This window comes from Ruegeria sp. ABV3_008 (genome assembly GCF_056161185.1).
This window is the reverse complement of sequence record NZ_JBSWYP010000011.1, coordinates 141,925-164,865: the sequence shown is the minus strand read 5'-3', so window position 1 is coordinate 164,865 and position 22,941 is coordinate 141,925. Positions and strand designations below refer to the sequence as shown.

Annotated in this window: 22 protein-coding genes; 11 read left to right on the top strand and 11 right to left on the bottom strand. The window is 58.7% G+C overall.

The features are described from left to right. The first annotated feature begins 67 nt into the window (after positions 1–67). The 8 genes from ACXAH8_RS18220 (at position 68) to ACXAH8_RS18185 (ending at position 8,600) form a co-directional block, all read left to right on the top strand. Complete coding sequence (locus tag ACXAH8_RS18220) at positions 68–1,165, top strand: MHYT domain-containing protein (protein WP_475220157.1); 1,098 nt, start codon at positions 68–70, stop codon at positions 1,163–1,165. A 139-nt stretch (positions 1,166–1,304) separates the two neighbouring features. Further along, the gene (locus ACXAH8_RS18215; RefSeq protein WP_475220156.1) at positions 1,305–2,138 is read left to right on the top strand and encodes an FAD binding domain-containing protein; all 834 of its coding nucleotides are present in this window, start codon (positions 1,305–1,307) and stop codon (positions 2,136–2,138) included. 12 nt (positions 2,139–2,150) lie between these two features. Next, positions 2,151–2,645 (top strand): (2Fe-2S)-binding protein, encoded by a 495-nt coding sequence (locus tag ACXAH8_RS18210; protein ID WP_475220155.1) that lies wholly within the window; start codon positions 2,151–2,153, stop codon positions 2,643–2,645. Further along, entirely contained in the window at positions 2,642–5,059 is a 2,418-nt protein-coding gene (locus tag ACXAH8_RS18205; protein WP_475220154.1) for an aerobic carbon-monoxide dehydrogenase large subunit, read from the top strand. Before ACXAH8_RS18210 ends, ACXAH8_RS18205 begins: the two co-directional genes overlap by 4 nt. A 100-nt stretch (positions 5,060–5,159) precedes the next feature. Beyond that, on the top strand, positions 5,160–6,026 hold the full coding sequence (locus ACXAH8_RS18200; RefSeq protein WP_475220153.1) for an AAA family ATPase: 867 nt from the start codon (positions 5,160–5,162) through the stop codon (positions 6,024–6,026). Continuing rightward, on the top strand, positions 6,026–7,216 hold the full coding sequence (locus tag ACXAH8_RS18195; protein WP_475220152.1) for a vWA domain-containing protein: 1,191 nt from the start codon (positions 6,026–6,028) through the stop codon (positions 7,214–7,216). The genes ACXAH8_RS18200 and ACXAH8_RS18195 overlap by 1 nt, the downstream gene beginning before the upstream one ends. Before the next feature lie 12 nt (positions 7,217–7,228). After that, a complete protein-coding gene (locus tag ACXAH8_RS18190) occupies positions 7,229–8,041 on the top strand; it encodes an XdhC family protein (RefSeq protein ID WP_475220151.1) in 813 nt (270 codons plus the stop codon). A 106-nt stretch (positions 8,042–8,147) separates the two neighbouring features. Further along, a complete protein-coding gene (locus ACXAH8_RS18185) occupies positions 8,148–8,600 on the top strand; it encodes an SRPBCC family protein (protein WP_170556048.1) in 453 nt (150 codons plus the stop codon). A gap of 63 nt (positions 8,601–8,663) precedes the next feature. Here the strand turns inward: ACXAH8_RS18185 and ACXAH8_RS18180 are convergent, their stop codons facing one another. Next, positions 8,664–9,602 carry a c-type cytochrome gene (locus ACXAH8_RS18180; RefSeq protein WP_475220150.1) on the bottom strand — a complete coding sequence of 313 codons (939 nt, stop codon included), beginning with the start codon at positions 9,600–9,602 and terminating at the stop codon, positions 8,664–8,666. 48 nt (positions 9,603–9,650) lie between these two features. Here ACXAH8_RS18180 and ACXAH8_RS18175 point away from each other — a divergent pair, with 48 nt between their 5' ends. Together ACXAH8_RS18175 and ACXAH8_RS18170 are read left to right on the top strand one after the other, a co-directional pair. Next, entirely contained in the window at positions 9,651–10,223 is a 573-nt protein-coding gene (locus tag ACXAH8_RS18175; protein WP_475220149.1) for an RNA polymerase sigma factor, read from the top strand. Next, the gene (locus tag ACXAH8_RS18170; protein ID WP_475220148.1) at positions 10,220–10,957 is read left to right on the top strand and encodes an anti-sigma factor; all 738 of its coding nucleotides are present in this window, start codon (positions 10,220–10,222) and stop codon (positions 10,955–10,957) included. Before ACXAH8_RS18175 ends, ACXAH8_RS18170 begins: the two co-directional genes overlap by 4 nt. 92 nt (positions 10,958–11,049) lie before the next feature. Here ACXAH8_RS18170 and ACXAH8_RS18165 read toward each other — a convergent pair whose 3' ends face one another. Continuing rightward, complete coding sequence (locus tag ACXAH8_RS18165; RefSeq protein WP_475220147.1) at positions 11,050–12,213, bottom strand: Hint domain-containing protein; 1,164 nt, start codon at positions 12,211–12,213, stop codon at positions 11,050–11,052. 145 nt (positions 12,214–12,358) lie between these two features. On the opposite strand from ACXAH8_RS18165, the gene ACXAH8_RS18160 reads away from it, so the two are divergent. Then, on the top strand, positions 12,359–12,658 hold the full coding sequence (locus ACXAH8_RS18160; protein ID WP_475220146.1) for a hypothetical protein: 300 nt from the start codon (positions 12,359–12,361) through the stop codon (positions 12,656–12,658). A gap of 56 nt (positions 12,659–12,714) precedes the next feature. On the opposite strand, the gene ACXAH8_RS18155 is transcribed toward ACXAH8_RS18160, so the two are convergent. The 9 genes from ACXAH8_RS18155 to ACXAH8_RS18115 form a co-directional block, all read right to left on the bottom strand. Beyond that, positions 12,715–13,926: an aminopeptidase P family protein gene (locus ACXAH8_RS18155; protein ID WP_475220145.1), complete on the bottom strand. Its 1,212-nt coding sequence runs from the start codon at positions 13,924–13,926 to the stop codon at positions 12,715–12,717. A gap of 160 nt (positions 13,927–14,086) precedes the next feature. Further along, the gene (locus ACXAH8_RS18150) at positions 14,087–15,298 is read right to left on the bottom strand and encodes an ABC transporter permease (protein ID WP_170680175.1); all 1,212 of its coding nucleotides are present in this window, start codon (positions 15,296–15,298) and stop codon (positions 14,087–14,089) included. A gap of 5 nt (positions 15,299–15,303) precedes the next feature. Next, complete coding sequence (locus ACXAH8_RS18145; protein ID WP_475220144.1) at positions 15,304–16,578, bottom strand: ABC transporter permease; 1,275 nt, start codon at positions 16,576–16,578, stop codon at positions 15,304–15,306. 70 nt (positions 16,579–16,648) lie between these two features. Continuing rightward, positions 16,649–17,740 carry an extracellular solute-binding protein gene (locus ACXAH8_RS18140; RefSeq protein WP_475220143.1) on the bottom strand — a complete coding sequence of 364 codons (1,092 nt, stop codon included), beginning with the start codon at positions 17,738–17,740 and terminating at the stop codon, positions 16,649–16,651. Positions 17,741–17,842: 102 nt separating this feature from the next. Then, a complete protein-coding gene (locus ACXAH8_RS18135; RefSeq protein WP_170556042.1) occupies positions 17,843–18,943 on the bottom strand; it encodes an ABC transporter ATP-binding protein in 1,101 nt (366 codons plus the stop codon). 136 nt (positions 18,944–19,079) lie between these two features. Beyond that, positions 19,080–19,790: a maleate cis-trans isomerase family protein gene (locus ACXAH8_RS18130; protein WP_475220142.1), complete on the bottom strand. Its 711-nt coding sequence runs from the start codon at positions 19,788–19,790 to the stop codon at positions 19,080–19,082. Next, positions 19,787–20,932 carry a M24 family metallopeptidase gene (locus tag ACXAH8_RS18125; RefSeq protein WP_475220141.1) on the bottom strand — a complete coding sequence of 382 codons (1,146 nt, stop codon included), beginning with the start codon at positions 20,930–20,932 and terminating at the stop codon, positions 19,787–19,789. Before ACXAH8_RS18125 ends, ACXAH8_RS18130 begins: the two co-directional genes overlap by 4 nt. Further along, positions 20,929–21,972 (bottom strand): pyridoxal-phosphate dependent enzyme, encoded by a 1,044-nt coding sequence (locus ACXAH8_RS18120; RefSeq protein WP_475220140.1) that lies wholly within the window; start codon positions 21,970–21,972, stop codon positions 20,929–20,931. The genes ACXAH8_RS18125 and ACXAH8_RS18120 overlap by 4 nt, the downstream gene beginning before the upstream one ends. Positions 21,973–22,036: 64 nt before the next feature. Further along, positions 22,037–22,876: a LysR family transcriptional regulator gene (locus ACXAH8_RS18115; protein WP_475220139.1), complete on the bottom strand. Its 840-nt coding sequence runs from the start codon at positions 22,874–22,876 to the stop codon at positions 22,037–22,039. Positions 22,877–22,941: the final 65 nt, after the last annotated feature.

Here is a 22,941-nt window from a genome sequence, read left to right as displayed (position 1 = left end):
CAAAGATTGTGCGGATAATTTCAGTTTGATAACGTCATGATCGCGCTGGGGAGGGCGCGGCATCTCAATGTTGGACTATTCGCACAATGCGTGGCTCGTGGCGGCCTCGTTGGCCGTGGCGCTGATGGCCGGCTTTACCGGTCTGTACCTGACGCATGGCGCGTCGAAACTGGACAATCAACGGCGCAAGTTCATCGTCGCCCTCGCAGCCGTGATACTGGGTGGCGGTATCTGGTCCATGCATTTCGTTGCCATGCTGGGCCTGCAACTGCCGATCCTGTTTTATTACGACGCGCTGGTGACGCTGATCTCGGCGCTTGTTGCCATCCTTATGGTGGGACTGGCGCTGCTGCTTTTGCATTTCCGTCCCAGAACCCCGCCGACCATCGTTGGCGCGGGCGTGATCGTGGGGCTTGGCATCGTTGTCATGCACTATGTCGGCATGGCCGGGATGCAACTGTGCCGACCCGTCCACAGCCTGTTCGACATCGTTTTGTCGACCGCGGCCTCGGTTATTCTGTCGGTTCTGGCGATCTGGGTGGCCTATGACAGCCGGACCCATCGGAACATCCTACTGGGCACGGCCTGTTTCGGCATTGCGGTGTTTTCCATGCACTTCGTCGCGACCGGTCTCACGGATTTCGTCGCAACCGAGACTGCCGGGGCCGCCGGGCCTGCGCTGGACAACCAGATTCTGGCTATGGGCGTCACGGTTGCAGTCTTCCTGATCTGTGGGGCCTTCCTGCTGACCGGGATCACCTTCATCGAACCCAAGCCTGAACCCGCCTCAGTCCCAACACCCGCCCCTCAACCAGAACCAACCCCAACCCTACGCGCCGGGGTGCCTTTTGAACGTGAAGGCCAAACCTTCTTTGCCGAACCCGCCCAAATTGCCGCCATCCGTGCTGAGGGGCACTACACCATTCTCTATATCGATTCCGAGAAGCTGTTCTGCCCCTGGTCCATCACCGAGGCCGAGACGCGCCTGCAACCCGATGGCTTCCTGCGCGCCCATCGAAGTTATCTGGTGAACCCCAAACATGTCTCAAGCTTCGAGAGGCATAAGGACAACGGGACATGCTATTTCGACTCTGTCGAGGCCCTCAGCAAAGTACCTGTCAGCCGATCTCGCCTGTCAGACATCCGCGACGCTTTGGGCCTGTGATCGCAACTCGTGCAGCTCATTCGCATTTCGTGAAACAAGCTGCGCGCCCCGTTCCATACGGCTGGAACCGCTGAGCGCACCCCTCTTTCCTGAGTGAAGGTACCCCAAGGTATACCGCTTGGACCCAGGGAGGAAAAACATGATACCAGCCGGTTTTGAGTATCACCGGCCAGGCGACATCGCCTCGGCCATCGGCATTTTGCAAGAACACGGAGACGAAGCGCGCGTGATCGCGGGCGGGCACAGCCTGATCCCGATGATGAAGCTGCGCATGGCCGAGATGGGCCATCTGATAGACCTTCAGGCCCTTGAAGAACTTAAGGGCATCGAGGTCGGGTCCGATACCGTGACCCTTGGCGCTATGGTGACGCAGCATGAGTTGATCACCCATGACGGTCTCGCCGCTGCCATTCCGCTGATCCGCGAGGCGGCCTTGCAGATCGCCGACCCTCAGGTTCGCTATATGGGCACCGTCGGTGGCAATGTCGCCAACGGCGATCCTGGCAATGACATGCCGGGTCTGATGCAGTGCCTGAACGCGACCTTTGAACTATCCGGTCCCGATGGGTCACGCAGTGTCGCCGCGCGTGAGTTTTATGAGGCCGCCTATTTCACCGCACGCGAGGATGAGGAAATCCTGACCCGGATTTCGATCCCTGTGCCGGGAGCCGGTGTTGGTCAGGCGTATGAGAAGCAAAAGCGCAAGATCGGGGATTATGCGACGGCCGCCGCCGCCGTTATGGTCGGCAATGGCACGGCCTCGGTTGCGATGACCAACCTGGCGGACACTCCGATCTGGTCCGAAAGCGCCAGCGCTGCATTGGCCAATGGCGATGTGGACGGCTGTGTTGCCGCCATGCTGGATGCCATTGAACCCGTGGCCGACAACCGTGGACCCGTCGAATTCAAGAAACATGTGGCGAGCGTGATGCTGCGCCGCGCCATCGACCGTGCGCAAAGCCGCGCGGGTTGAGGGGAGGAAACCATGTCGAAAATGCACGTCAAACTCACCGTGAACGGCAAAGAGGTCGAAGGTCTGGCCGAGCCGCGCACGCTGCTGATCCACTTCCTGCGGGAAGATCTGAAAATCACCGGTCCTCATATTGGTTGCGAGACCAGCCATTGCGGAGCTTGCACCGTGGATATCGATGGCAAATCCGTCAAATCCTGCACTACCTTTGTAGCGCAAGTGAACGGAGCCGATATCACCACCGTCGAAGGCCTCACCAATGAAGATGGCAGCCTTGGCGTATTGCAGGAAATGTTCCGCGAGCATCACGGGCTGCAATGCGGCTTCTGCACGCCGGGTATGATCACCCGCGCGCATCGCTTGCTTCAAGAAAACCCGAACCCGTCTGAGGAAGATATCCGTTTCGGCATGGCTGGAAACCTGTGCCGCTGCACCGGATACCAGAACATCGTCAAGGCGATCTCGGCCTCGGCTGACATGCTGAACGCTCAGAAGGAGGCTGCGGAATGAACGATCAAACTCTGACCCCCGAAGAACGCGCCGCCAATCTCAAGGGGATGGGCAGCTCGCGCAAACGCGTCGAGGACGTGCGCTTTACCCAAGGCAAGGGCAACTATGTCGATGACATCAAGCTGGACGGGATGCTGTTCGGCGACTTCGTGCGCTCTCCCTACGCACATGCCCGCGTTGTCAGCGTCAACAAAGAGGCCGCCTTGGCGATGCCCGGTGTGATCGCTGTTCTGACCGCCGAGGATCTGGCCCCGCTGGGCCTGCATTGGATGCCAACGTTGGCGGGTGACAAGCAGATGGTTCTGGCCGACGGCAAGGTGCTGTTCCAAGGCCAGGAAGTCGCCTTTGTGGTCGCCGAAGACCGCTATATCGCAGCCGATGCCGTCGAGTTGATCGATGTCGAATACGAAGAACTACCGGTCCTCACCGATCCGTTCGAGGCGTTGAAATCCGATGTGGTCCTGCGCGAAGACCTAGAAGGTCAGACCGAGGGTGCGCATGGCCCCCGCAAGCATCACAACCACATCTTTACCTGGGAACAGGGCGACAAAGACGCGACCGAAGCCATTCTGGCCGAGGCTGACGTGGTGGCGGAAGAGATGGTCTATTACCACCGCACCCATCCTTGCCCGCTGGAGACCTGCGGGTCCGTGGCCAGCATGGACAAGGTGACCGGCAAGCTGACGCTATATGGTACGTTTCAGGCTCCTCACGCAATCCGGACGGTTGTCTCGCTGATCTCCGGCATCGCCGAGCACAACATACGCGTCATCAGCCCTGATATCGGTGGTGGTTTCGGTAACAAAGTTGGGGCTTATGCAGGTTATGTCTGCTCGGTCGTGGCCTCGATTGTCACTGGCAAGCCGGTGAAATGGGTCGAGGACCGGATGGAGAACCTGATGTCCACCGCCTTTGCCCGCGACTACTGGATGCAGGGCAAGATTGCCGCCACTAAGGATGGCAAGATCACTGGTCTCTGGTGCCACACCACGGCGGATCACGGTGGCTTTGACGCTTGTGCCGACCCGACCAAGTTCCCTGCCGGGTTCATGAACATTTGCACCGGGTCCTATGACATCCCCACCGCTTACCTGGCTGTGGACGGCGTCTATACCAACAAAGCGCCGGGTGGGGTGGCCTATCGCTGTTCCTTCCGTGTGACTGAGGCGGCCTATTTCATCGAACGCATGATCGAGGTTCTGGCCATCAAGCTGAACATGGACGCGGCCGAGCTGCGCCGGATAAACTTCATCAAGGCCGATCAGTTCCCGTATCAGTCGGCTCTGGGCTGGGAGTATGACTCGGGCGATTATCACACTGCGTGGGATAAAGCTCTGAAGGCCGTGGACTATGAAGGTCTGCGGGCTGAACAGGCGCAACGGGTCGAGGAATTCAAGGCTGGCAAGACCCGCAAGCTGCTTGGTATTGGTCTGACGCATTTCACCGAAATCGTCGGCGCAGGACCGGTCAAAAACTGCGATATCCTCGGGCTTGGTATGTTTGACAGCTGCGAAATCCGTATCCATCCGACTGGTTCGGCCATCGCGCGGTTAGGGACGATCTCACAGGGTCAAGGCCACGCCACGACCTTTGCACAGATCATCGCCAGTGAGATCGGCCTGCCCGCTGATGACATCACGCTGGAGGAAGGCGACACCGACACCGCACCTTACGGTCTTGGGACATATGGGTCTCGATCCACGCCGGTCGCGGGGGCTGCAACGGCTATGGCCGCGCGCAAAATCCGCGCCAAGGCGCAGATGATCGCGGCTTACCTGCTTGAGGTCCACGACGACGATGTCGAATGGGACGTCGATCGGTTCTCGGTCAAAGGCGCGCCCGAGCGGTTCAAGACCATGAAGGAGATCGCCTTCGCTGCATACAATCAGGCTATTCCGGGGTTGGAGCCCGGTTTGGAGGCCGTCAGCTACTATGACCCGCCGAACATGACCTATCCGTTTGGGGCCTATATCTGCGTGATGGAGATCGACGTGGATACCGGTGAGTGGGACGTTCGGAAGTTCTATGCGCTGGATGATTGTGGCACCCGGATCAACCCGATGATCATTGACGGGCAGGTACATGGTGGTGTGACCGAGGCCTTGGCCATCGCAATGGGGCAGGAGATTGCCTATGATGAGATGGGCAATGTGAAGACCGGCACGCTGATGGACTTCTTCCTGCCGACCGCTTGGGAGACGCCGAACTATATCACCGACTACACGGTGACGCCGTCTCCGCACCATCCGATTGGCGCGAAGGGTGTTGGGGAAAGCCCGAACGTAGGTGGCGTACCTTGCTTCTCGAACGCGGTGCATGATGCGTTCCGACCCTTCGGGTTGGTGCAGAGCCATATGCCGCATGACCACTGGCGGATCTGGAAGATCGCCAATGGGTTGGGGATGCATGGGTGATTGGGGTCGGACCGGCCGATGCCGGTCCGATCAAGCAAGGGGGCTCTGCCTCCTTGGACCCCCGGGATATTTTTAGCCAGATGAAGAATGGATCCTGGTTGTGACTTTGAGTGATGTGCAGAACGGGTTGGCCGCGCAGGGCTATGTTGCTGATGATCGGTTGGCAATGGCGCTGCATCTGGCGCAGGCTTTGGGGCGGCCCTTGCTGCTGGAAGGTCCGGCAGGCGTTGGCAAGACCGAAGTGGCAAAGGCTCTGGCCGCCCAACACGACGCGCGCTTGATCCGCCTGCAGTGTTATGAGGGGTTGGATGCCAGCCACGCCATTTACGAATGGAACTATCAGCGCCAATTGCTGGCTATCCGCGCGAGCGAAGCCCAAGGTGGCACAAGCGAAGCGCAGTTGTTCTCGGATGATTACCTTCTGAAACGACCCCTTTTGGAGGCGATCAGTGAAGAGGACCCACCGGTTCTTTTGATTGATGAGATTGACCGTGCGGATGAGGAGTTCGAGGCCTATCTGCTCGAGATCTTGTCTGATTTTCAGATCACGATTCCGGAGCTTGGGACAATCAAGGCGCGCTCCCGCCCGATTGTAATCCTGACGGCCAATGGCACGCGGGACCTGTCCGACGCATTGCGGCGGCGGTGTTTGTATAGCTATCTCGGCTATCCTTCGCGCGAGACAGAGATGGCCATTCTGAAGGCGCGTATGCCCTCTGTTGAAGGCTTGCTGGCACGTCAGATCGTCGGGGTTGTTCAAGCCCTGCGCAAAGAAGACCTTGAGAAAACACCAGGCATTGCCGAGATGCTGGACTGGGCCGCCGCCCTGTCGGGGCTAGGTGTGAACGACATGGCCCAGTCTCGGGGCGAAGTGCAGGCGACGCTGGTTTGCCTGCTGAAGACGGCCGCCGATTATGACGCCGCTCCGCCTGAGGTGCTGGATCGGTTGATCGGGAAGGTCGCGTGATGCAGGTCACCCGGTTCCCTTCCCGCGCGGCAGGCTTGGCGGACCGCATGAGCGGCTTCATGGCCCATCTGCGGATGAACGGATTGCGCGTGGGTCCCGCCGAAACCGGTGACGCGCTGGCCGCCTTGGCAGCGGTCGAGGCAACCGACGCGACACAGGCCAGGCAGGCCTTGTGCGTGTTGCTGACAGGCAGCGCCGAGGATTGGCGACGCTTTGATGAGCTGTTCGACGCCTACTGGTTCAACGTCGGCAAGCAGCGCAGTGGGACAGCGCAGACCGCACATGTACGGGTGCAGTCGGCGAAACCGAAGATCTGGCAGCAGCAAACACAAGACGAACAGGATCCGCAAACGGATACAGATCAGGCAGCCGCCACTCCTGATCCGGGCGACGGCGAGGCCGAAGGGATGGATGGGAAGCTGATTGCGACCCGAACGGCCAACCTGTCGCGCCGGGATCTGCGCGAATTGATGGATGACGAGTCGCTGAGACAGGCTGAACGCGCCGCAACCCAGCTGGCCCGGGCGATCCGCGACCGCCGCTCGCGCCGCCATAAACAGGCACAGCGTGGTCGGACGCTGGACATGCGGCGGATACAACGGGCCAGCCTGGCGCGGGGTGGAGAGCCGATGGACCTCTATCGCCGTGCGCGACCGCCGCAACCGATGCGGATCGTTGCGCTATGCGATGTCAGTGGTTCCATGACCGTTTATTCCCGCGTTTTCCTGGCGTTTCTCAAGGGCCTGATCGGCAGCGGAACTGAAGCCGACGCCTATCTGTTCCACACCCGTCTGATGCGCGTGACGGACGCACTGCGCGATCACGACTCAATCCGCGCTGCGGGACGGCTTTCATTGATGGCCGAGGGTTTTGGCGGCGGGACCGACATCTCTGGCAGTCTCGAAAGCTTTTTGGACGGCTACGGCGCGCGGGCTCTGAACGGACGGACGATCGTGCTAATCTTGTCGGATGGGTATTGCAGCACGGCTCCGCAGGCCTTGGGGCAGGTTCTGGAACGGGTTCAACGCAAAGCGCGCCGGGTCGTCTGGCTGAACCCTCTGAAAGGCTGGCAAAATTACCAGCCTGTTGCCGCTGCCATGCAGGCCGCAGAACCCCATCTGGACGCCCATCTGCCCGCCAATACGCTTGAAGCGCTGGCAGCGCTGGAACCTGAATTCAGAAAACTGTGAAAGGATATACCGATGGCAGGTTTCGACATTTTCGACACAATTGAAGAGCTGCGGCGCACCGGCGATGCCTTTTGCGTGGCGACAGTTCTGCGCACCGCCGATGCGACCTCGGCCAAGGCCGGAGGCAAGGCGGCCATCACCCGCGACGGTACGGTTCTAGGCCATCTGGGGGGTGCCTGCGTACAACGGGCCGTACGCGCCGCAGCACAAGAGGCGCTGGTGTCGGGTGAGCCAAAAATGATCCGCGTCAAACCCTCGGACAAGGTTGTGTCAATGGCCGACCCGGACGGTGTTCAGACCTACAAAAGCGGGTGCCCATCCGGAGGGACAGTGGACATGCTGATCGAACCCTATCAACACGCTCCGCGCTTGATCATATTCGGAGACTCTCCGATCGCGCAGGCGTTGGCGTCCCATGCGGCACTGGCTGGGTTGCGCGTGTGTTTGCCTGAGGGTGCTGAAAACACGGTGAAATACACCCCCTTTGATCCCAAAGACCTGAACGCATTGGGCGTTGAAGCGCGTGATTTTGTTGTGGTGGCGTCGCAAGGCAAAGGCGACGGAGCGGCATTGAAAGCCGCGCTGCAATCACCCGCGCGCCGCGTTTCTATGGTTGCGAGCCGCCGCAAGGCCGAGGTGCTGTGTGCCAAACTGGATTCACAAGGGCTGAGCACAGAGCAGACCAAGCGCCTGAAATCGCCCGCTGGGTTGGATATCCACGCCATCGACCCGCATGAAATCGCACTTTCGATTTTGGCTGAAATCATCATGTGGCGAAATTCTGATAAAGCCCAGGAGACATCCCATGATGAGAAAATGGCTTAGCTGGCTGCACGCTTTCAAGGCGGCGCAGCCCGAGTTGACCGCGGAGGAGGCAACCGAAAAAGCCCTCCTTGTCTTTCCGAAATGTTGTTGAAAAAGGACCCCCCAGATGGAACTCACTGACGAAATCCGCATCGCTGCCCCCAAGGATGCCGTTTACCGTGCGCTCAACGATCCCGATGTGCTGCGCGAATGCATTCCGGGCTGCGAAGAGTTGATCCAGCATTCGCCCGAACATCTAGAGGCCAAAGTCGTCCTGAAAATCGGCCCGGTCAAGGCCCGCTTCAACGGCGAAGTGACGCTGGACAACTCCCAGGCGCCAGATGCGTTTTCACTGTCCGGCGAAGGCAAAGGCGGCGCGGCTGGTTTTGCCAAAGGCGGCGCAGATGTATCCCTGACCGCCGACGGGGATGAGACGGTTCTGTCGTACACCGCCAAGGTCACGATCGGCGGTAAGATCGCACAATTAGGCAGCCGCCTGATTGCAGGGACGGCTAAAAAGCTATCCGGCAAGTTCTTCGACAAGTTCGGAGAAGTTGTTGCAGAACAATTCGTGCAATAAGCGCCGCGCCTAACGCGCATCCAACGGGTGTGGCAGGGTCTGCCACACCGCATTTTGTTTCCCTCAGCCCTGAGCCTCATCCTGCATGTAGGCGATGACATTGGTGATGTCGGCCTCTTTCTTCAGGCCGGGGAACTGCATTTTGTTGCCGGGTAGAAACCCTTTTGGATCGGCCAGAAACGCCGCCAGATTCTCCGGCGTCCAGACAAGATCGGCATTTGCGAGCGGGTCGGAATATTTGAACCCGTCCACCTGCCCCGCAGATGCACCCACCACGTTGAACAGCGAGGGCCCTACGCCATTGCGGCCTTCTTTCTGCTGATGGCAAGCCTTGCACTTGCGAAAGACCTTCTTGCCCGCTTTGAGGTCTCCGTCCATCGCGGCGATTGCAACCGGAGCGGCGGGCGCGGTTTCGGCCTTTTTTTCGTCCAAGGTGAACACAAGACGTGCGGTGATCGGTACGGTCCGTGTGATGCCGGGCAGGTCGGCCAGTTCCATCAGCTTGTCGACGCCTGCATCCACGCCTGCATCCTCGGTGCTGAGAAAGACCATGTCATTGGTGGAAACCATAACCGACGTCTCGGTCAGTCGGACCACGAACATCTCAGCGTCGAACTCGATCTCGGTCCCGATCAGAGACAACGCAGCCTCGACATCGATGATCGACGAGGCGCCCACAGCAAGGCCCGAGACCTCATCCATGTCGAATTCAGCGGTCAAGGCAGCGGTGCCTGCCTTGCGGAATACATATTCGATCATTCGTTCGTTGCGAATGTCGATATTGGTCTCCACCGAGGATAGATCAATCTCGATCTCGGCCTTGCCATCGGGGCTGACATGACCGCTCAGCGAGGTGAAAGAATTGACCTCACCCACTGTGTCTTTCTTAATCGTGCCATAGGCCAGATGAGAGGCCTCCGAGGAGAGAGTCCAACTTTCCGAAAGGGCCGGGGTTGCAACAATTGCAGACGCAATCGTGACTGCTTTCAACAGAAGTTTCATTTCATTTCTCCTCAGGTTATGTAATTTCTGACCTCGCGGGCCCGGTCCGTGAAAGACAAACACACACAGGTCGCGATTTATTCGATGAGTGGTGAAATCAGCTCGGAACAGGCCGTACGCGGCGCGATCCAGACGCATTCGAAACGCGTGTGGCGGTTCGGGCTTGCCCTGTCGGGGGCCCGAGATGTGGCCGACGACCTTTTGCAATCCACATGCCTGCGCGCGCTTGAGCGTCACCATCAGGTGATATCCCATGACAGGTTGGACAGCTGGCTGATGACGATCTGCCGCTCGATCTGGCTGAATGAGGTGCGCGCGCGCTCGGTTCGCAAGGCGCAGGCCTTGTCTGTGACCCCAGAAACCGAATTAATTGCAACAGGACCGGATTCAGAAACGAATATTTTCGCGGCTGAAGTGTTTACTCAAGTGATGCACCTGCCAGAGGCACAGCGCGAGACCGTGATGCTTGTCTTCGTGGAAGGGTATAGCTATCGCGAGGCAGCAGCCTTACTTGAGGTGCCGATTGGAACAATCATGAGCCGACTATCTACGGCTCGGCAGAAACTGAAAACCGTGATGCAGCACGAGGCTGCGGACGCCGTTCGACGGGGTGGCAAATGACGTTTTCCGATGAAACGCTGTTGGCGTATCTGAATGGAAATCTGGGCGAGACCGACGCGCAAGAGATCGAGAGCGCGGTCGAAGCCGATCCAGAACTGGAACAGCGCCTGATGGCGCTTGATCCGTTTGCACCCGTTGTGCATGCGGTCTTCAAGGATGTTCCGCAGGACGCGCCTCAGATCACCTTGCCGGACCGCGCGACGTCTCAACCCGCGTCTCAACCTTTTCGATTGCTGGCCGTCGCGGCCTCGGTCGCGATTGTGGCGGTTTCGGCGACGTTGTGGGCGACGCGACCCGCGCCGTTGGGCTGGGCGCAACAGGCGGCAATCTACCAATCGCTCTATGTGCCTGAAACAATCGCCACACTAGACACCGCACCCGAAGCGCTTGAGGCCCAGTTTGCGCAGGCCGAGGCCACGCTAGGCCGGTCCCTGAATCGCGAAGCCCTGAGCGTCTTGCCGGGGGCCGAGCTGAAGCGCGCTCAGGTTCTGTCTTTCAAAGGAAAGCCACTGGTTCAGGTCGTCTTTGCGGATGATCAGGGGCGGCCCTTTGCCTTTTGCGTGATCCGTCAAGGGCCAGGGGCACCTGACAAGGATGTGAACCTTGCCGTTCTCAGCGGGCTGGCAACAGCCACTTGGGCGAAAGACGGCTATGGCTACATGATCATCGGCGCCGATGGGCAGAGCGATCTGAGCGATCGCCTGACCGCATTTTCCGAGGCAATTTCCAGCTAAAATGCGCCTGGACCTTGGCCAATCGCGGAGGTTGAAGACTACACCACATCGGACTTTCGAAACGAATAGCGAAATGACCGAGTTGTGAACGCTTAATGCAGGCGGTTCGATGGCGTGGACGCGTCCTCGAGAACCAGCTTTCCGTTCTTCAGATGCCGCTCGACGAACTTCTTCTGCAAACGACCGGCTGGCACGGGATATGCCGTTTCCGGGGCGTAGCCCTGACGTTTCACTTCCGGGAAGAGAGTAGAGATTTCTTCTCGGGCCTCTTCCGATATTGTCTTGATTGCTTCAGGGCCTGTAAACAAACTTTCCGAGGGGGCGCCATCGGCAAAAATAACCTCGTGCTGATCGAAGAGAAGGTGGAAATAGACAACCTCGCTGATCTCTTCATCCACATAAATCCCAGGTAGCGCGGCCAGCTTTATTGCTGACACAAGGACATCGGGACTGCCGAACATACGCTCGGACACTTTGGAAGACACCAACATGCGGTGTTGTCTGGACACCAGCAGGTCTTTTGCCGGAAGCCCCTGCCCAAGCGCGCCGGCAGAGATACGGACAGGTCGTAGTTTTTCCGCAGCTACACCTTGGGCCGCAAAGTCCACTGTCTTGGAACCAACCCACCGCAACCGCTGCGGGCCATTTCCCTTGGTCAGAACGACATCCCCCACAGACAAACCTTCAACAGCGGTTGGGCCGTTCGGCGTTTCAATCATGGTTCCCGCGCACAAACACAGAATATCGCCGGAGATATCACCAAAGCCGATTGCACCGGTATTGGCACCCGAAGACAGACCCCCTTCAAAGATGACCTCAATCCGGGACACCGGGCCTGCAATGGAAACGGTCAGCGAATCTGGCGCGCCCGGTCCTTCGACACCCGGAGACACATTCCCGTTGGCTTCGACCGTGTTGCCGGTCTGGACGTGAAATGGGCTAAGGTTGGAGAAAACAACCGGGACCGGATTGTCGTTCACATCAAACGCCAGAACCGTCACTCTATCGTCGAAAGAGAATTCGTTGCTGTCCAGATCCAGAATTTCGAACGTCACGTTTTTAACAGCGGTTGAAAACGTCACCTCTGATGTCGCAGGGCCCGGGATGCCCGAAACAAACAGGTTTCCACCAAGAAACCCATTGAAGAATACCCCTGGATCAGAGGCCACGGTTAGCGTCGACGAGTTCGAACCGTCTGTCAGCACGGTCGAACTGTTCGCACTGCCCAGAGTTGACCAATCAAATAGGAATGGCACTACTGCTTCTCCCAAACCGCTTAAACTGTGTGAAATAAGGGTACTCTATGCCATGCGTATTAACGCATCCTTAAATTGACAAGCCTAGAATTATTTTCCTGTAGTGTGATCAAATACAGCGTACCCCAATCAATCAGGACCGAATATGGCCGTCGTTACCATGCCTGCGCAGACAGCCCAACGGCTGAAGGACGAAATTCTCAAGCTATCGCAATCTGTTGAGGTCAAAATGTTTCTTGCCAAAGACGTCGTTCAACTGATCGGTTTCACAGAAGAAGAGATCGCGGGTTTTGGCGGAGAAACCGGCGATGCTGTCGTTTTGGCAGTGCAGAGCCTTGAGGCTCTAAAGCAAGCTATTCCACAATCGGCCGGGGATCGCCTGAACTATATCCCGATCGTAAACGAAAAAGCCAAGGCCAAACTGGATCCGTTTTATCAAGCCTAGACCGCGCTCTGCGTGTTTGTTGCAAAGGGTGAGGCACACGCCCCACCCCCTTAGTATCACGCGTTGATGATGTTGTGGCCGGGACCGTAGGGGAAGCCGGTGATGTTCTCGGCCGCGTCTTCTTCGACCACTAGAATATCATGCTCACGGTAGCCTCCGGCGCCGGGCTGGCCTTCGGGGATCCACAGCATCGGTTCGATGGACACGACCATGCCGGGTTCCAGAACCGTGTCGATATCCTCACGCAGTTCCAGACCAGCCTCGCGCCCGTAGTAGTGGCTGAGCACGCCGAAGGAGTGGCCATAACCGAAGGAGCGATATTGCAGCAGGCCCTCATCCTCAAAGAAGCGGTTGATCTCGGCGGTGATGCCGGAACAGGTCGCGCCGGGTTTGATCAGGCTCAGGCCAAGCTCATGCGCGGCGACGTTGGCCTTCCAGATGCGCAGGCTGTCGGCGTCGGGTTCGCCCAAAAACAGGGTGCGCTCCAGCGCCGTGTAGTAGCCCGAAATCATCGGGAAGGTGTTCAGCGACAGGATATCGCCCTTTTGCAGCGCCCGTTTGGTGACCGGGTTGTGCGCGCCATCCGTGTTGAGGCCGGATTGGAACCAGACCCAAGTGTCACGGTATTCCGCGTCGGGATAAGCGCGGGCGATCTCGGCCTCCATTGCGTCGCGACCGGCCATGGCGATCTCGATTTCGGTTGCGCCTTCGCGGATGGCGGCGTGGATGGCGGCTCCGCCCACGTCAGCGGTTCGGGCACCACCTTTGATCAGTTCGATCTCTTCGGCGGATTTCACCATGCGGGCCGCCATGGTTTCGGGCGCGATGTCGATCAGTTCAGGCTGGCCCAGCATCGCCAAAGCCGTATCGCGCGCGGCTAGGGTCATGTGATCGCTCTCAACTCCGATCCGTTTCGCGCGACCGATAAGACTGGCAACCGCGAGCCAGTAATTGTCGCGCTTCCAATCGGTGTAGATCACATTTTCCTCGACCGAGCGGCGCCACGGCTGGCCCGCGTCGATATTGGCCGAAACCGTGGTACAGGCGTCCTGCGTGACTACGCAACCATAGGGCCGGCCAAAGGCGCAGTACAGAAAGCCCGAGTAATAGGCGATGTTCTGCATCGACGTTAGCAGCACGACGGGAATATCCCGCGCGGCCATAATGGCGCGTAATTTGCCCAGACGGCGATCGTATTCGCCTTTGCTGAACGGCAGCGGGGCCTTGTCGCCATTGTGGCAGGTAAAGAATTCGGGGCGATTTGTCATGTTCAGGTCTCTCATCTTTGCCGGGCGGCAAACCCGGCCACTTGTCCCGGCGTTCAGGACAGGCGGTCTCGGGGTCCGAGAGCCGATCATCCCAGTGCGCCCGCGACGCCATCGCGGCTGGGATGAACAGGTGAATCGTTAGATCAGGCGCGCGCTTGCGTCAAGCGGGGGAAAGCCCCCGCAGACGCTCGGACCGGCGGCGTAGCAATTCGACAGTGGTCAACAGCGCGATCGAGATCACCACAAGGATCGTCGCCACCGCCAGAATTGTCGGGCTGATCTGTTCGCGCAGGCCAGTGAACATCTGCCATGGCAGGGTCTTTTGGCTGGCCGAGCCGACAAACAGCACAACGACCACCTCATCAAACGAGGTGATGAAGGCAAACAAACCACCTGAGATCACGCCCGGCAGGATCAGCGGCATCTGGATCTTGAAGAAGGTCCGTACCGGCCCTGCGCCCATATTCGCCGCCGCTCGCGTCAGCGATCGGTCAAAGCCCACCAGCGTGGCGGTCACGGTAATGATGACGAAGGGGATGCCCAGAACGGCGTGGGCGAGGATCACTTTCACATAGCCCACGAAGTTCTTGTTCATGCCCAGCGTACCTTCCATGAAGCGACCGATATCGCTGTAGAAGAAGAACATGCCGGTGGCCGAGATGATCAGTGGCACGATCATCGGCGAGATCAGGATACCCATGATGGCACGGCGACCGGGAACGTGGCTTTGGCTGAGCCCAATGGCCGCCAATGTGCCCAGCGAAACAGAGATCACCGTCGCAATCGGTGCGATGATCAACGAGTTCTTGAAGCTGCGCTGCCATTCATTGTTGGTGAAGAAGTCGCGGTAATGCTTCAGCGAGTACCCCTCGGGGTCCAGCCGCAGCATTTCGGGCGTGAAGGTAAAGAAGTCCTGTGCGTTGAACGACAGGGGCAGAACCACGAGGATCGGCGTGATCAGGAAAACAAAGATCGCACCGCAGATCACCCGGAACAGGTAGTGATAGAACACCTGTTTCGCGGTCAGATAGGGCAGCAGTTTGCGGCGATAGCGGCCCTCATACAGCCAGTAGATGAACCATGCGAAGAACCAGCCGCCCAGCAGGCCCAGAACGCCGCCCATCGGACCCGAAATCAGAAATCCGGCGATGCCGAAGCCCAAAATGGTGATCCAGCGGGCCAGTTGCTCGTTTTTCAGAACAGCGATGTAGATCCAAGCCAGTGCCGCGATCAGGGCGGCTCCGCCAATGATGCCCAGAAAGATCGAACCGTTACCTGCGCCAACGAAGACACCGGCGAAGGCCCCTGCCAGCGCAACGCTTGGCAGAACCATGGACATCGGTTTGCGGGAAATCGGAGTAAGTGCGGCCATGTCGATTATCCCAACTTCACGTTATCAATGCCGACGATCTTGTCGTAACACCAGTAGAGCAACAACACGACGGCCAACAGGATCGTGCCCAGCGCAGCCGCCAGCCCCCAGTTCAGCGAGGACGAGATGTGGTACGCAATCCGGTTCGAGATGAAGACGCCCTTGGTGCCGCCCACGATCTCGGGCGTGATGTAGTAGCCGATGGCCAGAATGAACACGAGGATCGACCCCGCGCCAATGCCCGGAATGGATTGCGGAAAATAGATGCGCCAGAAGGTTGTCCAATTCGTCGCGCCCATAGATTTCGCGGCGCGGGTGTAGGACTCGGGTATGGTCTGCATCACCGAGTACATCGGCAGGATCATAAATGGCAGCAGAATATGCGTCATCGCGATGATCGTACCGATCTGGTTGTTGATGATGACAAGCCGGGCGTCATCGGCCACCAACCCAAGCCAAACAAGCGTTTCGTTGATCACACCCTGTTGTTGCAGCATGACCTTCCACGCAGACGTTCGCACCAATAGCGAGGTCCAGAAAGGTAACAAAACTAGGATCATCAGCAGGTTTGACACCCGCATTGGAAGGGTCGCCAGCAGGTAACTGACCGGATAGGCCAACAAAATACAGGACGCAGTGATTACCAGCGACATGAACAAGGTGCGCCCGAAGAGCTTGATCAGAATCTGCTTGTCCTCAGGCTGCGCTTGCGCGCCTTCGGGTGTGCGGCGCATATCAACCGCGTTCAGGAAGTATCCGTTCGTCACAGCGGGCGAATGTGTCTTGATCACCGCCCAAGTCTGCGGTTCGCCCCAGCCCTCGTGGATTTCGATCACCTGATCCTTGAACGGACCATCGGTTTCGGGGTCCAGCTTGCCCATTTTCCGACCCGAGCGACGGAACATCGAGGACATCCCTGTCTCTTCGTAGTTCAGACGCGAGCCCAGCCGGGTATGTGTCTTGTTGTCGACAGCCACGACCATGTCGCGGACAAAGGCGTCATAGACGGCCTCGTCAGGCAGTTCGCCACTGCTTTCGTCCCAGCTTTGCAAGGCTTCGACCGTCAGGGGCAGGGTTTGCTGCACAATGCTGTTTTCCACCGACCGGAACAACATCGATGCAATCGGCACGATGAACGAGAACAGCACGAACAGTAGCAGAGGGGCCACCAGCATCAGCGCCCGCAGCTTTTGTCGCCTCAACGAACGCGCCAGCGATTGCTTGAGCGGCGTTCCATCCGCTGCCAGCATAGGTCCGGCGTTTTGGCTTGCGTCAGTCATCAGTGCCCCTTGGGTTTTCTTTGGTCCGGGGGCGGCGCACCGCCCCCGACTTTGTCATGAAATCAGACGCTTATTGCGCCAACCACGCCTGGAACTTGGCGTCGATGTCGTCGCGGTAGTCAGCCCAGAACTCGTAGTTATACAGGAACGTGTTCTTGGCGTTGTTCGGATCGGTCGGCATGTGCGGCGCCATGTCGATACCCAGATCGGCATGCTGACCCACCAGCGGAGCCGACGAGGCACGGGCCGGACCGTACGAGATGTACTTGGCCTGATCCGCAAGACGCTGGGTGTCGGTCGCGAACATGATGTAGTCCAGTGCGCGTGCCTGACGCTCTTCGCTCAGACCGGCCGGGATGATCCAACCGTCCAAATCGAACACCTGCGCGTCCCACAGCATGGCGACGGGCTGGTTCTGTTCTTCGATCACGCTGAACAGACGACCGTTATAGGTCGAGCCCATGATGACTTCGCCATCAGCCAGCAGCTGGGGCGTGTCTGCACCTGCCGACCACCAGACAACGCTGTCCTTGATGGTGTCGAGCTTGGCCAGAGCCTGATCCTGACCCTCTGCAGTCGCCAGCACGTCATAAACGTCGTCCTTGGCAACGCCGTCACAGATCAGAGCCCATTCCATGTTGTTGATCGGACGCTTTTCCAGCGAACGCTTGCCCGGATAGTTTTCCAGATCAAACACGGCGCAGACGTCTGTCGGCGGTGTGTCACCAACCAGGTCGGTGCGATAGCCGAATGTGGTCGAGTAAACGATCTGCGGGATAAAGCAGTCGCTGACCAGCAGGTCACCGAAGTCTTCGGATGCCGGCGTGCCATCAGGTGCCGGGGCGAGCATGGAATCGGGATCGATTTCCATCGCCAGACCTTCGTCGCAAAGACGGATCGCGTCCGCCGCAACAACGTCAACCACGTCCCAAGTGATATTCCCGGCTTCGTTCATCGCGCGCAGCTTGGCAACCGCTTCGGCCGAGCTGTCATCGTTCAGGATGGTGACGCCAGTCTTTTCCGAATAGGGCTCGTGATAGGCCTTGAGCTGCGATTTGGAATAGGCCCCGCCCCATGAGACGATGGTCATCTCTTCGGCGGAAACGCCACCAGCCGCTGTTGCCAGAGCCGCTGCAGTCAGCAGTGTCTTTGTTGGTTTCATGTAAAACTCCCAGTATTTCCCGTTTGTTGTATGGTCAGCCGACGCACGGGTTTTCGCCAGCCGGTCCCTCAGTGTAACCGCGCTTGTGCCGCGCGGCTTGGTCTATGCGTCAAGCGCACGACAATCCTTTGCCAGCCAACCGATATCGATCTCTTGACCGGGTTGCAGGCGAATGGCATCGGGGGCGTTCCGTGTCTTGACGATGAACTCGTCATTGCCCGCCACAGACATGCGGAAGCGGAACACGTCGCCCATATAGATGAATTCCTTGACCGTCGCCTTCAGCGTATGCGCGTCGGCATGCAGACGATCCTTGTTGAATTCGACACGTTCCGGCCGGATCGAAACCTTGGTCCGTTCGCCCGGATTGTGCACATTGATCGGCACCGCATCAATTTCTGATCCGTCATCCAGCTGCACCACACAGCCGTCGCCGTCGATGGATTTGACCACACCTTCCAGCGTGTTGTTCTCGCCGATGAACTGCGCGACAAAGCTGTTGTCGGGCTCTTCATAGAGTTGATCCGGCGGGGCCAGCTGCTGAATGCGTCCATCGTCGAACACGGCGACACGGTCTGACATCGTCAGAGCTTCGGTCTGGTCGTGGGTCACATACACGGTGGTAATGCCCAGCTCATGCGCCAGTCGGGTGATTTCGAACTGCATATGCTCACGCAGCTGTTTGTCCAGCGCGCCCAGCGGCTCGTCCATCAGCACCAGTTCCGGCTCGAACACCAGGGCCCGCGCCAGGGCGATCCGCTGTTGCTGACCTCCAGACAGCTGCGCCGGACGACGCCCGCCAAAGGCACCCATCTGAACCATGTCCAAAGCGCGCTTGACCTTTTCGTCACGCTCGGACTTGCCCAGTTTTCGTACTTCCAGAGGAAAGGAAAGGTTTTCGGCCACCGTCATGTGCGGGAACAGAGCGTAATTCTGAAACACCATGCCAATCCCGCGTTTGTGCGGCGGGATATTGTTGATGGGCTTTCCATCCAACAGGATTTCACCATGGGTAGCGGTTTCAAAGCCGGCGAGCATCATAAGGCAAGTTGTCTTGCCTGAACCTGACGGCCCGAGCATTGTCAGAAACTCGCCCTTCGGCATTGCAAGGTTGAGATCTTTAACGACGAGATTCTCGCCATCATAAGACTTCTGAACGCGTTGAAATTCGACAAACGCGGCGTCGTTCGTTGTACCGGTCACAAGACCCCCTGTTTCGTCAAATGATTACCCGAGGCTTTCGGATTTCATTGATCTGTGATCCACAGTTAAGACCAAGCGATACGCACTTGGCAACAAGTTATGGTGCTTTTGCCAAAATTGAGTTCACTCTTACCAGTCAATGCACAGCGTTTAAGCGCCTCATATGCCATGCAAGGCATTGATTACTCGACAAAACCGGTTTTCTGATCCGCTCTTGGATTTTCGGTATCGCGTCGAGAGTTCGCAGGTTGGTACAACTCAGGAACACCGCTTCGACCGCCTGATCCGCCCCCAATTCAGAGGCCGCCTCAACCACGGATTCCGTCGATATCCGCGCCACCTTGGCCTCTTCTGCCTGCCCGAAACTTGCAAAAACATCCATGCCTATTCCACTGGCCTGAAACGCAGTACGCAGCGGTATGTTGACCTCTTCGATGTAAGGCGACAGCAGGGCAAATTTCGAAACACCGAGGTCAGCGGCGCAGGCAATCGCCGCGCGCATGGGATTCGTGACCTCGCTTGTGTTGCATGTCTGTTTAACCAGTTCTGCCACGCGCTCTGACCCGATCACCGAACTGGCCGAGGTGCAGCCGTAGCCCACAACATTGTAGGGTCGCGCATTGGGAAGCAAACGCGCTGCTGCGGGCAGCGCCTTCTCCATTTCGGCAAGGCTTTCGGTCGTAACCTCAATACCGCTGGGAATGCGCGTGACGTGAAGGGGGTATTTGCGGTCTGCGAAATATGCGCCGAACTCAGGTTCAAGCGTCTCATCGACCTGCAAAACGATCAGCCCAAGCGGTGAGGCGTTTGGATCGTCTGCGTCCAGAGTGTAAGGGACTTGGGTCATAGCTGCATCATCTCCGGCCCGATCCTAGGGCTGATAAACCGTGGGGCGCTGTCAGTGATGACGATGTTTTCCTCATGCACCAGAATTTTGGCACCAACGGCGATGCCCGGTTCCAGTGTCAAAACCATGCCCGGTTCCAGAACTGTATTGTCCGTCGGGATCAGAGAGGGCCATTCGGTCAGTGACATTCCCAAACCATGGCCCAGACGACCCGCATCCGTACCCTCTGCATCCGCCGTGAGAACGGTGTTCATAGCATGAAACAAATCCGCTGCGGTTGCGCCCGGCCGGGCGATATCGAACGCAGCATCCGAGGCTTCGATCAACCGGGCGTGGGCGTTTGCCACATCAGGCCGAGGCGGGCGGATTGACCAGTTTCTGTCAAAATCGCAGAAATACCCGTCCCAAACCAATCCGGTGTCCAACATCAACACATCACCAAGCGCCAGCGGTACGCCAGAGGCTGGTGAAATCACATCCGCGTAGCCGCCCTGCTCTGCCCCGCCGGCAAGATAAAGCACCCAATCGGCGCCCTCCTCTAGGCACAACATCTGAAAGCGGCGGAACACTTCATCCAATGGCATCCCCACCCCCGCGATCTCAGGGACGCGGGCAAAGGCCCGACCGGCTATGCCGCAAGCGGTTTCGATCTTGGCAATCTCGGCCTCGGACTTGACCATACGCAACTGGCGCAGGATGCCGCTGTCGCCTTTCAGCACCCTTGGTCCAAGCTGGCCGCGCAGACGTTCAAGGTCTGCCAAAGGCATGCGGAGATGCGTCTCATGCCCATCCGGCACCCCAATTCGCCCCTCTGCCGGTGTCACCTCGACCAGCGCGTCGCGCAGCAGTGAGACTCCATCATCTTCCAGATCAGGCGCGCTCCAGGTGCGGATGTCGTCAATCCATGTCTGCGCCATGAGGGCTGCCCCGATCGACGGGATCACCGCGATCGGCTTGCCCGTGGCCGGCACAATGAGGAACCACGGGCGGGTCGGGCTTTCCCAGAACCGGGTCAGAAACCCGGTGAAATAGCGTACATCCGTCTCGGTTGTCAGCAAAAGCGCCGACAGGCCCGCCGCATCCATCAACTGCTGTGCGCGCTTGGTGCGCGCTACAAACTCGGATGGCGCAAACCCCCTCATTCTGCGGTCTCGGAGAGGATGCACAGCACGCGCGAGGCCTCGGTCATTCCCAATTCGGCCCGCGCCTGGTCATTCAGAACTGCTGCGAGCCCAGCGCCGCCCGAGGCTGTTGTCTCCAACCCCGCTGCGGCCATGGCGGCCAGTTTCTCGGACACGTCCTCATCCGAAAGTGTCAGGAACAAGTCGGCGTCGCGCGCCAATCCGTTCAGCGCGATAAGCGAAGGCTCCTTGCAATCCAAACGCCCCATGATGCTGTCCGGCCCATCGGCGAACACGCATGACCCGGCCTCGATACTGGCCTGCAGGGCGGGCGCGGCTTCAGGTTCGACCACGACAATTTTTGGCGCGTCACCCCAAGCTTTGCGCGCATAGGCAGCGACAGCCCCGGCCAGACCACCAACGCCTGCCTGCAACATTATGTGAGTCGGGGGTTCGGGGCATTGATCCACCGCTTCAGACGCCATTTGCAGATACCCCTCCATCAGGGTCCACGGCAGATCATAGTACCCTTCCCATGAGCTGTCCGAGAGCAAGATCCACTCGTTTTCCTCAGCAGCGTCGCTTGCGGCTTGCATGCTGGCTGCATAATCGGACCCACTGCGAACCACGTCGGCACCTTGGCCTTTTAATCGGGCGGCAAAGCTCTCGGGCACCGTCTCGGCGATATAGACAACCGCCTTCGCGCCGAACATCCGCGCGCCCGCCGCAACGCTCATCCCGTGATTCCCGGCACTGGCGGTCACGTAGGTTGACCCTGCCAACGCGTCTGCACCCGGCGCGTCCGAGGCGTCGGCAGCGTGGCGCGCAATCACATAAGCCGCGCCGAGGGCTTTGAACGAGCCCAAATTCATACGCGCGCGCTCATCCTTGACCCAAAGCTTCGCAACCGGGGCGAGGCCCACGGCATCCACCAACGGAGTCTCCTTCGCCGCCGGACACATGGACAACAACGCCGCAACGCGGGCCGCATCTGTCGACGGATAAGGGGCCGAGGGCGCAAGTCTGGGCCCTGCCCGGTGTGTGTTCGCAACGATCTTCATTTATCCCCCCGCCTTTTCGCCTGACGTGATCCGATCGCCCCTGATCTGTCAACTCTCCTAATCGTTAGCCTACCTGATCCAACAACCAGTCATGAAACAACCCCGCCGCCGGGTTCGCGGTGTTGGCGGATAGAAAATACCCCTCATTGCTGTCGATTGAGCCGTCATGCGCGCGCTCGACCACGCCCGTATCAAGCGCGTGTTTTGCTAAAAGCTCACTCACCAAAGCCACGCCCCCCCCATGCACCGCCAATTGAAGCGCCATTCCGAAAGTATCCACAAAAATGGTGGGCTGGCTTTGTAGCCCTTGGCTTTCCAACCATCGACTCCACCCACCTGACGTCCCTACAGCCTCAATCAAAGGCAAGTCCGATATATCTCCCAAAAGGGCCGGTGATCTAAAAGGAACAAGCCGGTCCGGCATCAGGCGAACAGCGCCCTGCCCCACTTGTTTCTTCGATCCGAACCGCACCTGTACATCCGCCTGGGATGCATTGAAGTCATCGGGCCAAATCGCGCTGAGCAGCCGCACGCGAATGTCCGGGTGCTGACGCGCAAACGCGGGCAGATGTGGGGCGATGACCCATTGCGCGATACTGACCGAGGTCGCGACTGTCAGAACGTCGCCGGATGCGTTGGTGTCGACCTGCCCGGCGGCGACAGCCAGCGCCTCAAGCGCCTTACCCACCTCGGGCAACAGCTTTCTCCCCGCATCCGTCAGCGCCAAACTGCGCGGATGGCGCACGAAGAGGGATGCCCCCAAACGCAATTCAAGTGATTTCACCTGCTGGCTGACCGCCGATTGCGTCAGACCGATTTCCTCGGCCGCCGCGGTAAAGCTAAGCGTGCGGGCGGCGGCCTCGAAGGAACGGAACCAGGTCAGAGGGGGAAGTGATTTTGCCATAGGCCAAGCCAGTCATTAGTCTTGTTTATGTCAAAGCACATAATTCTATCATTTGTCAAAAACCA

What these genes read in the sequence shown, in the direction of transcription:
- ACXAH8_RS18170 (WP_475220148.1), top strand. Translation starts at nt 10,220, where the DNA reads ATGACGTTTTCCGATGAAACGCTGTTGGCGTATCTGAATGGAAATCTG.
- ACXAH8_RS18115 (WP_475220139.1), bottom strand. Translation starts at nt 22,876, where the DNA reads ATGGCAAAATCACTTCCCCCTCTGACCTGGTTCCGTTCCTTCGAGGCC.
- ACXAH8_RS18215 (WP_475220156.1), top strand. Translation starts at nt 1,305, where the DNA reads ATGATACCAGCCGGTTTTGAGTATCACCGGCCAGGCGACATCGCCTCG.
- ACXAH8_RS18125 (WP_475220141.1), bottom strand. Translation starts at nt 20,932, where the DNA reads ATGAGGGGGTTTGCGCCATCCGAGTTTGTAGCGCGCACCAAGCGCGCA.
- ACXAH8_RS18120 (WP_475220140.1), bottom strand. Translation starts at nt 21,972, where the DNA reads ATGAAGATCGTTGCGAACACACACCGGGCAGGGCCCAGACTTGCGCCC.
- ACXAH8_RS18150 (WP_170680175.1), bottom strand. Translation starts at nt 15,298, where the DNA reads ATGGCCGCACTTACTCCGATTTCCCGCAAACCGATGTCCATGGTTCTG.
- ACXAH8_RS18195 (WP_475220152.1), top strand. Translation starts at nt 6,026, where the DNA reads ATGCAGGTCACCCGGTTCCCTTCCCGCGCGGCAGGCTTGGCGGACCGC.
- ACXAH8_RS18130 (WP_475220142.1), bottom strand. Translation starts at nt 19,790, where the DNA reads ATGACCCAAGTCCCTTACACTCTGGACGCAGACGATCCAAACGCCTCA.
- ACXAH8_RS18155 (WP_475220145.1), bottom strand. Translation starts at nt 13,926, where the DNA reads ATGACAAATCGCCCCGAATTCTTTACCTGCCACAATGGCGACAAGGCC.
- ACXAH8_RS18185 (WP_170556048.1), top strand. Translation starts at nt 8,148, where the DNA reads ATGGAACTCACTGACGAAATCCGCATCGCTGCCCCCAAGGATGCCGTT.
- ACXAH8_RS18220 (WP_475220157.1), top strand. Translation starts at nt 68, where the DNA reads ATGTTGGACTATTCGCACAATGCGTGGCTCGTGGCGGCCTCGTTGGCC.
- ACXAH8_RS18160 (WP_475220146.1), top strand. Translation starts at nt 12,359, where the DNA reads ATGGCCGTCGTTACCATGCCTGCGCAGACAGCCCAACGGCTGAAGGAC.
- ACXAH8_RS18205 (WP_475220154.1), top strand. Translation starts at nt 2,642, where the DNA reads ATGAACGATCAAACTCTGACCCCCGAAGAACGCGCCGCCAATCTCAAG.
- ACXAH8_RS18190 (WP_475220151.1), top strand. Translation starts at nt 7,229, where the DNA reads ATGGCAGGTTTCGACATTTTCGACACAATTGAAGAGCTGCGGCGCACC.
- ACXAH8_RS18180 (WP_475220150.1), bottom strand. Translation starts at nt 9,602, where the DNA reads ATGAAACTTCTGTTGAAAGCAGTCACGATTGCGTCTGCAATTGTTGCA.
- ACXAH8_RS18210 (WP_475220155.1), top strand. Translation starts at nt 2,151, where the DNA reads ATGTCGAAAATGCACGTCAAACTCACCGTGAACGGCAAAGAGGTCGAA.
- ACXAH8_RS18145 (WP_475220144.1), bottom strand. Translation starts at nt 16,578, where the DNA reads ATGACTGACGCAAGCCAAAACGCCGGACCTATGCTGGCAGCGGATGGA.
- ACXAH8_RS18140 (WP_475220143.1), bottom strand. Translation starts at nt 17,740, where the DNA reads ATGAAACCAACAAAGACACTGCTGACTGCAGCGGCTCTGGCAACAGCG.